Genomic DNA, 14,816 nt, shown 5'->3' with positions numbered 1-14,816 from the left:
TAAATCTATCCCCCACTTCCGTTGCGCATAGGTACGCACTGTCTCCTTCGCATATTCTTCTGGCGAGTCGTACTTGATTTGCAAGGTTTTGAAAAACTCGTCAGCGAGAGAATCTGCTGCGTTTACTTCGTACATGGCTAGACGTCCTGTCGGCAAATGAGCCCAAACCATAAACGCGGTCTGCCGGGCGATGTGGTAAATATCTATGCCTCATGATTGAGGCCCGCGCTCCGCACCTTGTAGCGGTCGATACAAAAGAAACAGACAAAGCTTTGACAGCCATCCAATTCAACAGGTTAGAATCCCTTGGCACGCGGACTGCATGGTCAGTCCGAGCCTCGCTTTCTCGAATTCGATCTGGAGTACCGCCCTTGGATGCGAACACCATCAACAGCCTGTTCTTGATCGGCGCGTTGCTGGTGAGTGCAAGTATTCTGGTCAGTTCGCTCTCGTCGCGGCTTGGCATTCCTATTTTGGTGATCATCCTCGCGGTCGGTATGACAGCGGGTGTCGATGGCGCCGGCATTATTTTCGACAACTACCCCACGGCCTATCTGGTCGGCAACCTCGCCCTCGCGGTGATCCTGCTCGACGGTGGCTTGCGCACCCGCGTCGCCAGTTTCCGGGTAGCGTTATGGCCAGCACTGTCACTGGCCACGGTGGGCGTACTGATTACCACTGGGCTGACCGGCATGGTCGCCGCGTGGTTGTTCAACCTGAACTTGATCCAAGGCCTATTGATTGGTGCGATTGTCGGTTCCACCGATGCCGCTGCGGTGTTCTCGCTGTTGGGCGGCAAAGGCCTGAATGAACGGGTAACCGCCAGCCTGGAGATCGAATCCGGCAGCAATGACCCGATGGCGGTGTTTCTCACCGTAACCTTGATTGACATGCTGCACAGCGGCGAAACCGGCCTGCATTGGAGCCTGCTGGGGCATCTGATTCAAGAGTTTGGCATCGGCGCAATCATCGGTTTGGGTGGCGGCTGGGTCATGCTGCAACTGGTCAACCGAATCAATCTGGCGACTGGCCTGTACTCCATTTTGGTGGTTGCTGGCGGGTTGGCGGTGTTTGCCTTTACCAACGCCATTCACGGCAGCGGCTTTCTCGCGGTCTACCTATGCGGCCTCGTGCTGGGCAATCGGCCTATTCGCAGCCGCCACGGGATATTGCACATGCTTGACGGCATGGCTTGGCTGGCACAAATCGGCATGTTTTTGGTGCTGGGCCTGCTGGTCACGCCCCACGATCTCCTGCCCATTGCATTGCCCGCGCTGGGCTTGGCGCTGTGGATGATTCTGTTTGCCCGGCCGTTGTCGGTGCTCGTCGGCCTGCTGCCATTCAAGGCGTTCCACCGTCGAGAAAAAGCTTTTATTGCCTGGGTTGGCTTGCGCGGTGCGGTGCCGATCATTCTTGCGGTGTTCCCGCTAATGGCCGGCCTGCCTCACGCGCAGCTGTATTTCAACCTGGCGTTCTTTATCGTGCTGGTCTCGCTGCTGGTTCAAGGCACGAGCCTGCCTTGGATGGCCAAGCTTCTGAAAGTGACAGTACCGCCAGAACCCGCTCCGATTTCCCGTTCCGCGCTGGAGGTGCATGTCACCAGTGAGTGGGAATTGTTCGTTTACCGCTTGGGCGCTGAGAAATGGTGCATCGGTGCGGCACTGCGTGAGCTGAAAATGCCCGAAGGCACCCGGATCGCAGCGCTGTTTCGGGGTCAGCAATTGCTCCATCCGTCGGGTAGTACAACGTTGGAAGTAGACGATTTACTCTGCGTCATCGGCCATGAACACAACTTATCCGCCCTGGGCAAGTTGTTCAGCCAGGCACCTCAGCGCGGTCTTGATTTGCGTTTCTTCGGCGACTTCGTGCTGGAAGGAGACGCTCAACTCGGGGCTGTTGCAGCGTTGTACGGTTTGAAACTCGATGGCCTGAACCCGAATATTCCGCTCAGCCAATTCATTATTCAGAAGAATCGTGGCGAGCCCGTTGTTGGCGACCAGATCGAATGGAACGGCACCCTTTGGACCGTCGCCGTCATGGACGGGAACAAGATCCTTAAAGTCGGCGTCAAATTCCCCGAAGGAAGCCGCCCAGGACCTGGGTTGTTCCTCTAAACTCCTTTTCTCTTCGATCAGTTCGACCGGTATTTATGCTTACCCTGCGACCTTTCTTTGTTGTTGCCCTGCTTGGGCTCTGCCTATCCACCGCCACCGTTCAGGCTGCCGAGCCACCCACCAGCAGCGCCGTGCAGGACAGCCTGGCGAAAATTGCCGATCGCAAATTGCCGGACGCCGATCAAAAAGCCCTGCAGGCAGTCTTGCAACAAACCCTCGTTTTTATTAAGAACAAAGAGGACAGCGACAAGAACCTGGTCGAACTCAAGCAGCAACTGAGCCAGGCGCCGCGCCAGACCACAGACAATCAGCGCGATTTAGCGCGTTTGAAAGCCAGCAAGGTGGTACCGATTGCACAGCGATTTGCCAATCTTGACGTTGCCCAACTGGAGCAACTGCTCACCGACCGCAGCACTCAACTGGCTGACCAGCAGAAAGCCCTGAATGATGCCAACAGCCTGACCATCACCGCCCAGACCCGACCGGAACGAGCGCAGGCCGAGATCAGTGCCAACCAGACACGCACCCAACAAATCAATAACCTGCTGAAATCCGGCAAGGACAGCGGCAAAACCCTCAGCCCTGACCAGCGCGATCAGCTCAATGCCGAGTTGGCTTCGCTTAACGCCATGACGCTGCTGCGCCGCCAGGAGCTGGCGGGCAACAGTCAATTGCAGGACTTGGGCAACAGCCAGCATGACTTGCTGACCGAAAAGGTCGCTCGGCAGGAGCAGGATATTCAGGACCTGCAAACGCTGATCAATGATAAACGTCGCGCCCAGTCGCAGCAGACCGTTACCCAGCTGTCGCTCGAAGCGCAAAAAACCGGCGGCAGCAGCTTGCTGGCCACTGAAAGCGCAGCCAACCTAAAGCTTTCCGACTATCTGCTGCGCGGTACTGACCGACTGAATGAACTGACCCAACAGAACCTCAAAACCAAGCAGCAACTGGACAGCCTGACCCAAAGCGATCAAGCGCTCGACGAACAGATCAACGTCCTTCGCGGCAGTCTCTTGCTGTCGAAGATTCTTTACAAGCAGAAACAGGCACTGCCGTTGCTGACGCTGGACAAAGGGCTGGCTGACGAAATCGCTGACATCCGTTTGTATCAGTTCGAGGTCAATCAACAGCGTGAAGCCATGAGTAGCCCCGGCGCCTACGTCGATAAATTGCTCGCGACCCAACCGCCTGAAGACGTGACGCCTGCGTTACGTAAAACCCTGCTGGACCTTGCCGTCACTCGTACCGATTTACTGGAACGTCTGAATCGTGAATTGAGCTCGCTGCTCAATGAGTCCATTACGCTACAGCTCAATCAAAAGCAGCTCGTTGGCACGGCAATCGGCCTGCGCTCGACCCTTGATGAGCAGATGTTCTGGATCCCGAGTAATAAACCACTGGACCTGGAATGGATCGAAGGCATTCCGCCGCGGTTGTCCAAACAGGTCGCCACACTGCCTTGGTCCTCCAGCGTCAGTGAACTCACTGATGGCCTGACCCAACGGCCACTCTTGTTCTTGCCGCTGCTGCTGCTGATCGGCGCTCTGGTATGGAAACGTAAAGCCCTGTACGAAAAACTCGGCAAGTTGCATGCGGACGTTGGCCACTTCAAGCGTGATAACCAATGGAATACGCCGCTGGCGGTTTTGATCAACATTCTGCTAGCCGTGCCGGTGGCGCTGGGCCTGGCGTTGTGTGGTTACGCTTTACAGATTGACGCCCGCGGTCAAAACACCAACCTCGGCTCCGCACTGCTGCAAATGGCACTGGCTTGGCTGATGTTTTATACCGCCTACCGAGTTCTCGCGCCGGGCGGCGTCGCGCAATTGCATTTCCGCTGGGAAAAGCCTCAAGTTGAGTTCCTTCAGGGCTGGATTCGTCGCCTGGGTCTGGTAGTACTGGCCTTGGTTACCGTCGTAGCCGTGGCCGAACACCAACCGGCCGCACTGGCCGACGACGTGCTCGGTATTGCCGTGGTCTTGACCTGTTACGCATTGATGACGTTGCTGCTAAGCCGCTTGCTGGTCCGAAGCCCCAACCATCAGAGCGCCTCACTGTTTCGCAAGGCTGTCGGCGCGCTCTTCACGGCAATGCCGGTCGCGCTATTCCTTGCGGTCTGTTTCGGCTACTACTACACCGCGTTGAAACTCAGTGATCGATTGATCGACACCTTGTACCTACTGATGTTGTGGTTGGTGATCGAGGCCGCCTTCGTCCGCGGGCTGAGTGTTGCAGCACGTCGATTGGCGTACCAACGCGCCCAAAGCAAACGCCAGGCGGCTAGAGAAAACGGCGACAGTGAAACCATCGAAGAACCGACATTGGACATCGAGCAAGTCAACGATCAGTCATTGCGACTGATACGTCTGGCATTGCTGGCCGGTTTTATCGCGGCGTTGTATTGGGTGTGGTCAGATTTGATCAGCGTGTTCTCTTACCTGGATAACATCACGCTCTACGAATACACCAGCGGTACCGGCGCTACCATGAGCATGGTGCCGATCAGCCTCGGCGACATGATTGGCGCACTGATCATCATCGGCACAACTGTGGTATTGGCCGGTAACTTACCTGGCCTGCTGGAAGTACTGGTGCTATCGCGGCTGAACCTTGCCCAGGGCAGCGCCTACGCCACTACCACCCTGCTGTCATACACGATTGCTGGCGTGGGCTTTGTTTCGACCTTGTCGGCATTGGGCGTCAGCTGGGACAAGTTGCAATGGCTGGTGGCGGCGCTGTCGGTGGGTCTGGGGTTCGGCATGCAGGAAATCTTCGCTAACTTCATCTCCGGCATCATGATCCTCTTCGAGCGTCCGGTACGGATCGGCGACACCATCACCATCGGTAATCTGTCCGGGACGGTCAGCAAGATCCGGATCCGCGCCACGACCATCACTGATTTTGACCGCAAAGATATTATTGTCCCGAACAAGACGTTCATCACTGGACAACTGATCAACTGGTCGCTGACCGACACCGTGACCCGTGTGACGCTGAAGCTCGGCGTCGATTATGGCTCGGACCTGGACCTTGTGCGCGTGTTGCTGCTCAAGGCTGCCAACGACAACCCGCGCGTGCTCAAGGACCCGGCTCCGCATGTGTACTTTCTGAATTTCGGCGAAAGCACACTCGACCACGAGTTGCGCATGCACGTGCGTGACCTGGGTGACCGTAACCCGGCTATCGACGAGATCAACCGCTTCATCAACCGCGAATTCAAGGCCAACAACATCAATATCTCGTTCCGGCAGATGGAGGTTTATCTCAAAAACCTGCACGGGGAGGAGTACAAATTGGTGCCCGTAGAAGGGACTGCCAAGCCAGGCAAACCGCAGCCCTCAGTGCCTCCGGTTGTCAGCGACGCACCTGAACCACCGGATGTGAAGCTCGACTGATGGGTTAAATCCCAGCAGAATGGTCGGACATTCTGCTGGAGTTGGCCCTTGAAAGCCCTCGACGAACTGACCTTCGACAACCGCTTCGCCCGCCTGGGGGACGCGTTTTCAACCACGGTGCTGCCCGAACCCATCGCTGACCCCCGGTTAGTCGTCGCGAGCACGGCGGCCATGGCGTTGCTTGATCTCGACCCGGCCCAGGCCGAACTCCCTGTATTTGCCGAAATATTCAGCGGCCACAAACTCTGGGCCGACGCCGACCCGCGGGCGATGGTCTATTCCGGCCATCAATTCGGCTCGTACAACCCACGCTTGGGTGATGGGCGCGGCTTGTTGCTGGGCGAGGTGTACAACGAGGCCGGCGAACATTGGGACTTGCATCTCAAAGGTGCCGGGCAAACACCCTATTCGAGAATGGGCGATGGCCGAGCGGTACTGCGCTCGTCAATCCGCGAGTTCCTGGCTTCCGAAGCGTTGCATGCACTGGGCATCCCAAGCAGCCGTGCGCTAAGCGTCATCGGATCTAGTACCCCGGTGTGGCGCGAAAAACAGGAACGCGCGGCCATGGTCCTGCGTCTGGCGCCGAGCCATGTCCGGTTTGGTAGTTTCGAGTATTTCTTCTATACCAAGCAGCCGGAGCAACTAAAGGCGCTGGGCGAACACGTGCTGGCCATGCACTACCCGGACTGCCTCGAACAACCCGAACCCTACTTGGCAATGTTCCAACAGATCGTCGAGCGTAACGCTGAGCTGATCGCGAAGTGGCAAGCGTATGGCTTTTGCCATGGCGTAATGAACACCGACAACATGTCGATTCTGGGCATCACTTTCGACTTTGGCCCGTTCGCTTTTCTCGATGACTTCGATCAAAGTTTCATCTGTAACCACTCGGATCACGAAGGGCGTTACTCCTTCAGCAATCAAGTGCCCATCGGCCAATGGAACCTCAGCGCCCTCGCCCAGGCGTTGACCCCGTTCATCAGCGTCGAAGCCCTGCGCGAGGCTCTTGGTCTGTTCCTGCCGCTGTACCAAGTTCACTACCTGGACCTGATGCGCCGCCGCTTGGGTCTGACCAGCGCAGAAGACAGCGATGCCACGCTGATCGAACGCCTGCTCAAACTGATGCAAAACAGCGGCGTCGATTACACCCTGTTCTTCCGCCGTCTTGGCGACGAGCCTGCAGTATCCGCATGCAGTCGACTACGCGATGATTTCGTCGACATCAAAGGCTTCGATTCCTGGGCCAGCGACTACCAAGCGCGCATCGCCCGAGAAGACAGCGGCACCGAGCAACAACGCCAAACCCGCATGCACGCCGTCAACCCGCTCTATATCCTGCGCAACTATTTGGCGCAAAAGGCCATCGACGCCGCCGAAGACGGAAACTACGAAGAAGTCCGCCGATTGCACACAGTGCTGACCAAACCCTTCGAAGCGCAACCGGGCATGGAGAGTTACGCGGAACGACCACCGGAATGGGGCAAGCATTTGGAGATTAGTTGTTCGTCTTGAAAGGACAGCTTGCTCGCTTACGTATAGAGCGTGAACTGGTTGCTGTCGCGGTTTAACAACTGCATCAATTTTGGGTGGATAAAAATCTTTTCCTTTCCTGCGTGCACCTCTCGGAGCACGCCCAGTTGGGATAAATCCTTCAGATAGCGCGACGCAGCCTGACGCTGGCCTATACCTTTTTCTACTAGATTGCCGATCCGACAGTAAGGTTGCTCGAAGATTACATCTACTAGTTCTCTACTGTAGATTTTGGGTAATTTCTCCCGAACATGGCCGGTTGTATGTTCAACCAAACGGCGAATCGCGGTGATCTTTGCCGTTGTCCACTGTGCAGTTTCCTCAACTGCCTGCAACATGAACAGCAGCCAAGGCTCCCAAGCCTGCTCCCTGGAAACTTCCAGCAGCAGTCGGTAATAATCAGCTTTGTGACTGATGATGTACCGGCTTAAATATAGGATGGGAAGATTGAGCAGACCTTCATGAATCAGGTAAAGGATGTTGATCACCCGCCCAGTTCGACCGTTGCCATCGATAAACGGATGAATTGCTTCGAACTGATAATGCCCGACAGCCATACGAACCAGGGGATCGAGGTCAGTTTGTTCGTGCAGAAATCGCTCCCAATTTCCTAACAAGTCTCGCAGATGACTCTCGCCTTCTGGCGGCGTATAGATAACTTCATCCGTCTGGGCATTCACCAATTGAGTACCGGGCGTTCGACGAATATCCAAATCCACGCCCTTGAGCGTGCGGCATACTTCTACGGCCGTTACGGTACACAGCGGACGACGCCCCAAAGACTCAAACCCTTGATGCAGCGCTGATCGATAACGCAATGCTTCTTTAGTGGCTGGATCCGCGAGCCCGCTGCCATCCGAATACCTGAACAACTCGTCCGTCGTCGTCACAATATTCTCGATCTCCGAGCTGTCCTTTGCTTCCAGCAACGGAATCGTATTGATCAATATTGTCTGATTAGGCAGCAACAACGCAGCTTGCTTCAGCTCAGCCAAGGCGGCTCGCGCCGTGATGCAGCGTTTGAGAACCGCCTTCGTTTCGAGCTCCTGACCCGGAGGCAGAAGAGGAAGATTGTGGGGTTTTTCAGGATGCCAACCGCTAGCGAAATTTGTCATGTTCCAAAAACCTATCTTTTACGACATGACTTCAACTTATGTCGCTAGCGGCGACACGTCAAGAGAACGTGTCGTTATTTTGTGGAAATAGCGACATGACTTCCGACTCATGTCGCCAGCGACGACATGTCGAGATAACGTGTCGTTATTTGTTAGGAATAGCGACATGATGGTTGCTGGCTTGCAATCCCTCAGACAGACCAAGTTACCCTTCCCGAATGAGTTCGGTCCCACAGACTCTCGGAAAGGCCTTGAACTTGGGACAATAAACGCTGACCGGTGGGAGTCCATATGTACAACTCTAACACCAACATAAAATTGATTATTCTATTATTGTCGTTAGTTAGGAGCGCCGGAACCGATCTTGCTTTCTAGATCTGCGGCATACCCGTCAGGAAACTGAGCCTGCTCGATACGCGGTAACGCCTGATAATGGGAAAGCATCTCGGCCAGAATTTTGGGCGTTTTCGTATTGCCGGTGCGACTGTATTCGTCCATGATCATCGCTGATACTTTCTTACACCATTCCTGCTCAAGTTGGTCGGAACGGTATGAGGCAGCGCGTCTTTCATTTACGGTATACAACCCGCTGTCATCATACGTTATAAGGGCCAGTTGCTCACGTTGCAGCCCGGCGAAAGGATTTTTAACTGTTTTATCTCCTAGGGCAGCACCGTTCACATACTCAGTGGCCGCCACGGCTCTTGCTCGCAATTCAAGATCATCGACATTAGGAACCTCACTATCATATCTAATTTTATTTAAAAAATAATGCTCACCAAAAAAATCATCGGTTAGTTTTTTTCTTAATTCTCCGAGTTGCCTGTAGGTCAAACTATCCTCTCTTAATGCTGCATGCTTAGCACTTTCACTCAACTGACGAGAAAGCATCGACATCTTCGGCGAGTCAGAAGCAGTAGTGCCGGCCGCGGATGAAACGGCACTATCCATTGTCGCTGAGCGTGCAGTCAGGCTGCTGACGATGAGGCCGCTAACCGGCGAGTTTTGAATACTATTGATCATCATTATCTCCCTATAATATGTAGCTACAGCCTTGAATACGACAAGGCCGTAGCAACCCACTCCTTCCTTTATTTCATCGTAAACTTCGTCGACCAGCCATAATCTGAATAGTTTGTGGCCGTAATGGTCGCGGTACAGATAGCACCACCGCTGGCGACCGCACTTTTCTTCCAAGCAGGAACTTTAACCCCACCTCGTTGCATGGCATTAACAAATGTCGTTGTAAATTGACAACTTTTACGACCTGCCTGATAACGCACAACCGCGTAACTTGAATCGGGAGATACTCCACTTTGCACTGTATAACGGCTGCTTCCTCCACCCTTTACGTTAACGCTGGGCTTGGGTGATGCGTTGACTTGTGTCCCCACCTCATTACGACTAGAAATGGTATATACCACATCAACGGACCCCTGATTTTCGAAAGTCACGTGTATAGGTGGACCTGCATAGGCAGTAGCCGACAAAGCCAAAGCAACCAGTGGCAATGACAGAACAATCGTTTTAAATGCTCGCATAGCAACTTCCTTAATTAATTTATAGCGCCATAATTAACTACAAACAAACTTGCCACAGCACGCTATTAATTCCAGATATAAAAACCTTACAATTCAAGAAGTCACGAGAGAATAATTTGCAACTGCGTTTAATACAACGCTCTGATCGGATAGTTGACAGCCGTGTAATGCCGATGAAACCCAGCCCATATTTGTGTGAAGCCCTTGAGTATTCCCTAACGAACCACCACATTAATTCCCATCTATCCACCCACCGGAGCCCACCATGTCCGACCCTCTGATGATCCCGTGCCCGCACTGCAACGGCCTCAACCGCATCCCTGCCGAGCGCGTTGGCGATCAGCCTAAGTGTGGACGTTGCAAGGAGCAGGTGTTGCTTGGCAAACCCTTTGCCTTGACCCAAGCCAATTACACCAGCCAGATCAAAGGCGATTTGCCGCTATTGGTCGATGTCTGGGCCGAGTGGTGTGGGCCGTGCAAGTCGTTTGCGCCGACCTTCGAGCAGGCAGCTATTCAGCTATCGGGCCGTGCTCGGTTGGCGAAACTGGACAGCGAAAGCAATCAGCAGCTGTCCGGGCAGCTGAACATTCGGTCAATCCCTACCCTGATCCTGTTTAAAAATGGGCGGGAAGTCGCACGCCAAAGCGGGGCGTTTCCTTTGCCGCAGCTGCTAGCCTGGTTGAAGAGCGAGGGTATTTAAGGAGTTTGCCGCGCGGCTTTGCAAATGCTGACTTTTCCGTAGGGCATTTCCCAAACAGCTTTTCCGGGGCCCTGCCGCTGCTTTTTGATCTAGCCTGATGATTCAAATCAAGCAACGGGTCAGGAGCAGTCATGACGTATGTCATCAGGGAAGGTGATCTCACAACCACGGACGGTTTCGTCATCAGCGCCTCGGCGAAGGTTGCCGTGCAGCTGCGCAAGCTGGCGAGAATGGGCGATCTCGTGTGGTGCCCCAAGTGCAAGCACGTCGGTTATATCGCCGAAGGCAACCCAACGTACATTGACCGCTACATTGCAGTTGCAACCCAAGGGCACGAGGTCAAATGCGGCTGCCCGCCTGGCAACCACCGACTTCTGGCAAGTGCAGACAGTATCGAGGCGGATATGGAGGCGACCATTCCCATTCCTGCGGACCTTGCTGAGGTGTCGCAGAAAGCCGCGATGCAGTTTTACCGAGCACTACTGGATGGCACCTTGCGGGAGAACCTGTATTCACCTCTACGACCCGCCGCTCTCAACGCCTGCGCAGGCGCGTCCCAATCAATGGTTCACACCCGACTCCAGCAAACCGTGTAGGTCGACGAATTGCTGCGTCAGCTTGTGCCGTGGGTCGAGGTAGATCAGTGGTGTATTAGCCTGATGCGACTCACGCATTCTTACCGAGCTATTGAGGTAAACCGGCAACACCGGCAACCCTTCCGCAATCAATTCGTCGAGGATTTGTTGCGGCAGGCTGGCGCGAGACTGAAACTGATTGACGATGATGCCTTCAACTTCGAGCCCCTCATTGTGGTCCTCCTTCAACTCCTCGATCTCTTTGAGCAAGCCGTAAAGCGCCTGACGGGAGAAACTGTCGCAATCGAAGGGGATCAACACTCGATCGGCGGCGATCAACGCTGAAACTGCGTAAAAATTCAGTGAGGGAGGGGTATCCAGGTAAATATGGTCATAGTCTTCACTCAACTCATCCAGCAATTTTCGCAACTTGTTTATCTTGTGCTTGGATTCCAGTTTCGGCTGTAAATCAGCCAGCTCAGCAGTGGCCGTGACCACGTGCAGGTTGTCGAACGGTGTTTCGTAGATGTCGACCTGGTTTTTCTTGGCGAACGGCCCGGATGACAAGGTTTGCTTGAAGAAATCGGCAATCCCCATGGGGATATCGTCGCCCGTCAAGCCGGTGAGGTACTGGGTTGAATTGGCTTGGGCATCAAGATCGACCAACAGTGTCCTATACCCTTGAAAGGCGCTGACAGCCGCGAGATTACAGGCGATGCTGGATTTGCCCACGCCACCTTTTTGATTGAACACCACACGCCGCATGCGAAAGCCTCATTGGTACTGAAATTATTCAGAGTCGCCCGAGTCTATGCAAAGCTGGTCCCAAGGGCGAGCGCTTCATCTAGTGACTCAATAGTAGGCGTGGAGTTACACCGGTTGTATAAGTTTCTACACCGCTACGTCAGAATTTAAACCGCATACGCGTAGGAAGTAGCTGATGTAAACCCACTATGTGTAACAGGATTTGCTACTAATCATCCCCATCGGGATAATGCGCGCCAGTCGGTTAAAGCGCTGCGCCGGAATTGGCACAGCTCGCGAAGCTGTTTAAGAAGTAGCCCCCAGGGGCGGGAAGAGAATCGTGATTACCTTTAACATCGCACAGTGGCGTGCCTGGGCTCCCGGCCTGGAGACGACCGATGACTGGCAGCAGTGGAACAATGGCCAAGCCGCTGTCGCCAGCGTTGACATGGCACCGGACGTCTCGTTTCTGCCAGCCATGCAGCGCAGACGCTTGAGCCGCCTGGCGCGGATGGCGTTCAGTGTCGGCTGGCCGCTGGCCGAAGGTCGAGAACAACTGCCGCTGGTCTTCGTGTCCCGCCACGGTGAAACACCCCGGACCTTCGACATTCTCAGCGAGCTCGCCACTGACCAGCCCTTGTCACCGACGCAATTCAGCCTGTCGGTGCACAACGCGATCATTGGCCTGTGGTCGATCATGCGTGGCGAGACTAGCGAAATGACCGCCTTGGCAGCAGCAGGTGACGGTCTTGAACACGGTGTTATTGAGGCGGGCGCGCTGCTCGCAGAGGGCGCTCCCGCCGTACTGCTTATAGTTACTGAAGAACAACCGCCTGAGGCTTACGCCGAGTGGGTCAACGACGTGCCGTTTCCGTATGCGGTCGGCTTGTTATTGACGCCTGGCACAGACTGGCAACTGTCATTGAGCACGGGCGATGAAAGCTTGCCCGCTGCCGACACCCCCCACGCGCTGAAGCTGTTGCGCACCTTATTGAGCGGGCAAACCTGCTGCCAACATTCATGGAAGAATCGGCTGTGGAACTGGCGACGACAACCCTGACCAAAAACCGCGACGCCTATTATTGGCGTCTGCTGGCAACTGCCATGAGCTTTGCCCTTTTTGGGGTGGGTGGGCTGTGCCTGCGGCTTGTGATCCCGGTCTTGGGTTGCCTGCCAGGGGATGCAATCAGCCACCGACAACGCGCCCGGCGCACGGTCGGTCGGCTGTTCTGGGTGTTAATTCGCTTTATGGCCCGCACCGGCGTGCTCACCTACGACGTTCAGGGCGCCGAAAGATTGGGGCGCCCCGGACAAATGATTATCGCCAACCACCCGTCGCTGATAGACGTGGTTTTTTTGATTGGATTGGTGCGCGACGCCAATTGCGTGGTCAAACGAAGCCTGTGGCAAAATCCTTTTACCCGCGGGCCAGTGCACGCCACGGAGTACATCAGCAACGACGGCAGCGTAGACATGCTCGATACCGCTGCGGCCGCGCTACAAGGCGGACAAACGCTGATTATCTTTCCCGAGGGCACGCGCACCCAACCGGGACAGGCACCGGCCTTTCATCGCGGTGCCGCCGCAATTGCCTTGCGCGGTGCGAAACTCATCACCCCGGTCACTATTCAGGTCAACCCCAGCACACTGACCAAGGCCGAGCCTTGGTATCGCATCCCGCAGCGTCGCGTCCACTTCAGTTTGAACGTTGGTGCCGATATAGATCCACACGCTTTTGTTGTGCTCGGTCCACCCCCGGTGGCCTCGCGCAAGCTCAACGACTACCTGCATCAATACTTCAACAAGGAGCTCGCCAAAGATGAGCGATCTGCACCTGGAAATTAAGCAACTGATCATCGACGCCTTAGGCCTCGAAGACATCAGCACCCACGACATCGGCAACGATCAGACACTGTTCGGCGAAGGCTTGGGCCTGGATTCGGTAGACGCGCTGGAGCTTGGCCTGGCCATCCAGAAGCGCTACGGGATCAAAATTGACGCCGACGCCAAGGACACCCGCAACCACTTCACCAGCGTCGACAGCCTTGCGGCATTCGTCAGCGCCAGACGGGCGGCCTGAGGCATGACCACACACGAGCCCGTGATGCAAACCCGCGAAGACATTTTCAACACCTTGCGTACAGCACTGGTTGAGCTGTTTGAACTTGAACCCGAGCGCGTCAGCCTGGAATCCAACCTGTATCAGGATCTGGAAATCGACAGCATCGACGCTGTGGACTTGATTGATCACATCAAACGCAAGACAGGCAAGAAAATCACCGCCGAAGACTTCAAAACCGTACGCACCGTCAACGACGTGGTCGAGGCCGTTTATCGCCTGGTCCACCCCGCCGCATGAGCCGGCTGATTGGCCTAGTGCTGTTGCTGGCGGGCGTGCTCTACCCGTTCGCCGTGTATTTCGGTTTGGGACACATCGCGCCGTGGCAGTTCGCGCTGCTGCTTGGCAGCCTGTGGCTGGTACGGGCGTTGACCGGCAAGCGCAAGCCAGGGAGCCTGTGGATGGCGATGAGCGCCATAGGTTTCTGCGTGCTGTTGGGTTGGTTCGACAGCCCCGCGCTGTTGCGCTGGTACCCCGTACTCAGCAGTGGTTTCATGTTGGCCCTGTTCGGTTTGAGCCTGATTTACGGCCCGCCGATCATTGAGCGCGTGGCACGCCTGAGCGACCCGGCGCTATCCAATGTTGCCGTTCGCTACACCCGTAGAGTGACCGAAGTCTGGTGCCTGTTTTTTTTGAGTAACGGTTTGATCGCCGCCGTTTTAACCCTCTGTGCGCCGATAAGCTGGTGGACGCTTTACAACGGTTTGATTTCATACGGCCTGATGGGCCTGCTGTTTGCTGGCGAATGGACAGTGCGCCAGCGTGTAAGAGGCCGTGCATGAATTGGATTCCCTTTGAGCGTCTGTTGCTGGCCCTACCGCCAGGGCGTGAGTTGACCTTCGCGCCAGCCCTAAATCACGCGCGCTTTTGTGACCAGGCGCTGAGCATTGCTGCGGGGTTGCAGGCCCGGGGTATCAAGCGCTTGGCGGTACATTTAGAAGATGCTGGCGAATTGGCCGTCGCCTTGTTTGGCGCCTGGCGTG

General features: G+C 55.4%; 14 protein-coding genes and 1 pseudogene. 11 read left to right on the top strand and 4 right to left on the bottom strand.

Going from position 1 to position 14,816, the window contains the following annotated elements:
* Positions 1-371: 371 nt before the first annotated feature.
* The 3 genes from M0974_RS21540 to selO are packed head-to-tail and all read left to right on the top strand — an operon-like array spanning position 372 to position 7,021.
* Positions 372-2,114, top strand: a complete 1,743-nt coding sequence (locus M0974_RS21540) for a potassium/proton antiporter (protein WP_297841429.1) — start codon at positions 372-374, stop codon at positions 2,112-2,114.
* 35 nt (positions 2,115-2,149) lie between these two features.
* A complete protein-coding gene (gene mscK, locus M0974_RS21535; protein WP_297841426.1) occupies positions 2,150-5,509 on the top strand; it encodes a mechanosensitive channel MscK in 3,360 nt (1,119 codons plus the stop codon).
* A 48-nt stretch (positions 5,510-5,557) separates the two neighbouring features.
* A complete protein-coding gene (gene selO / locus M0974_RS21530; RefSeq protein ID WP_297841423.1) occupies positions 5,558-7,021 on the top strand; it encodes a protein adenylyltransferase SelO in 1,464 nt (487 codons plus the stop codon).
* A gap of 17 nt (positions 7,022-7,038) precedes the next feature.
* Here selO and fic read toward each other — a convergent pair whose 3' ends face one another.
* The 3 genes from fic to M0974_RS21515 form a co-directional block, all read right to left on the bottom strand.
* Positions 7,039-8,154 (bottom strand): protein adenylyltransferase Fic, encoded by a 1,116-nt coding sequence (fic, locus tag M0974_RS21525; protein ID WP_297841421.1) that lies wholly within the window; start codon positions 8,152-8,154, stop codon positions 7,039-7,041.
* Positions 8,155-8,493: 339 nt separating this feature from the next.
* Entirely contained in the window at positions 8,494-9,177 is a 684-nt protein-coding gene (locus M0974_RS21520) for a hypothetical protein (RefSeq protein ID WP_297841419.1), read from the bottom strand.
* Between the two features lie 68 nt (positions 9,178-9,245).
* Complete coding sequence (locus M0974_RS21515) at positions 9,246-9,695, bottom strand: hypothetical protein (RefSeq protein ID WP_297841417.1); 450 nt, start codon at positions 9,693-9,695, stop codon at positions 9,246-9,248.
* Between the two features lie 265 nt (positions 9,696-9,960).
* Between M0974_RS21515 and trxC the strand changes: the two genes are divergently transcribed.
* Both trxC and M0974_RS21505 read left to right on the top strand, forming a co-directional pair.
* Positions 9,961-10,395 (top strand): thioredoxin TrxC, encoded by a 435-nt coding sequence (trxC, locus tag M0974_RS21510; RefSeq protein WP_297841415.1) that lies wholly within the window; start codon positions 9,961-9,963, stop codon positions 10,393-10,395.
* A 131-nt stretch (positions 10,396-10,526) separates the two neighbouring features.
* On the top strand, positions 10,527-10,991 hold the full coding sequence (locus M0974_RS21505) for a PAAR domain-containing protein (protein ID WP_297841413.1): 465 nt from the start codon (positions 10,527-10,529) through the stop codon (positions 10,989-10,991).
* On the opposite strand, the gene M0974_RS21500 is transcribed toward M0974_RS21505, so the two are convergent.
* The gene (locus tag M0974_RS21500; RefSeq protein ID WP_297841411.1) at positions 10,956-11,735 is read right to left on the bottom strand and encodes a ParA family protein; all 780 of its coding nucleotides are present in this window, start codon (positions 11,733-11,735) and stop codon (positions 10,956-10,958) included. The two genes, M0974_RS21505 and M0974_RS21500, sit on opposite strands and share 36 nt — an antisense overlap.
* 319 nt (positions 11,736-12,054) lie before the next feature.
* On the opposite strand from M0974_RS21500, the gene M0974_RS21495 reads away from it, so the two are divergent.
* The 6 genes and pseudogenes from M0974_RS21495 to M0974_RS21470 form a co-directional block, all read left to right on the top strand.
* Positions 12,055-12,774, top strand: coding sequence for a beta-ketoacyl synthase chain length factor (locus M0974_RS21495; protein WP_297841409.1), 720 nt, complete (start codon positions 12,055-12,057; stop codon positions 12,772-12,774).
* Positions 12,750-13,559 carry a 1-acyl-sn-glycerol-3-phosphate acyltransferase gene (locus tag M0974_RS21490; protein ID WP_297841435.1) on the top strand — a complete coding sequence of 270 codons (810 nt, stop codon included), beginning with the start codon at positions 12,750-12,752 and terminating at the stop codon, positions 13,557-13,559. The genes M0974_RS21495 and M0974_RS21490 overlap by 25 nt, the downstream gene beginning before the upstream one ends.
* Entirely contained in the window at positions 13,534-13,794 is a 261-nt protein-coding gene (locus M0974_RS21485; protein WP_297841406.1) for a phosphopantetheine-binding protein, read from the top strand. Before M0974_RS21490 ends, M0974_RS21485 begins: the two co-directional genes overlap by 26 nt.
* A gap of 24 nt (positions 13,795-13,818) precedes the next feature.
* The gene (locus M0974_RS21480; RefSeq protein WP_297841433.1) at positions 13,819-14,073 is read left to right on the top strand and encodes an acyl carrier protein; all 255 of its coding nucleotides are present in this window, start codon (positions 13,819-13,821) and stop codon (positions 14,071-14,073) included.
* On the top strand, positions 14,070-14,615 hold the full coding sequence (locus tag M0974_RS21475; protein WP_297841403.1) for a hypothetical protein: 546 nt from the start codon (positions 14,070-14,072) through the stop codon (positions 14,613-14,615). Before M0974_RS21480 ends, M0974_RS21475 begins: the two co-directional genes overlap by 4 nt.
* Positions 14,612-14,816, top strand: a pseudogene (locus M0974_RS21470) (AMP-binding protein); the annotation flags it as partial. The gene M0974_RS21475 and the pseudogene M0974_RS21470, both read left to right, overlap by 4 nt.

Origin of the sequence: Pseudomonas sp. (assembly GCF_026224925.1) — a bacterium.
Classification (GTDB): Bacteria; Pseudomonadota; Gammaproteobacteria; order Pseudomonadales; family Pseudomonadaceae; genus Aquipseudomonas.
This window is presented reverse-complemented; position numbering and strand designations above follow the sequence as displayed.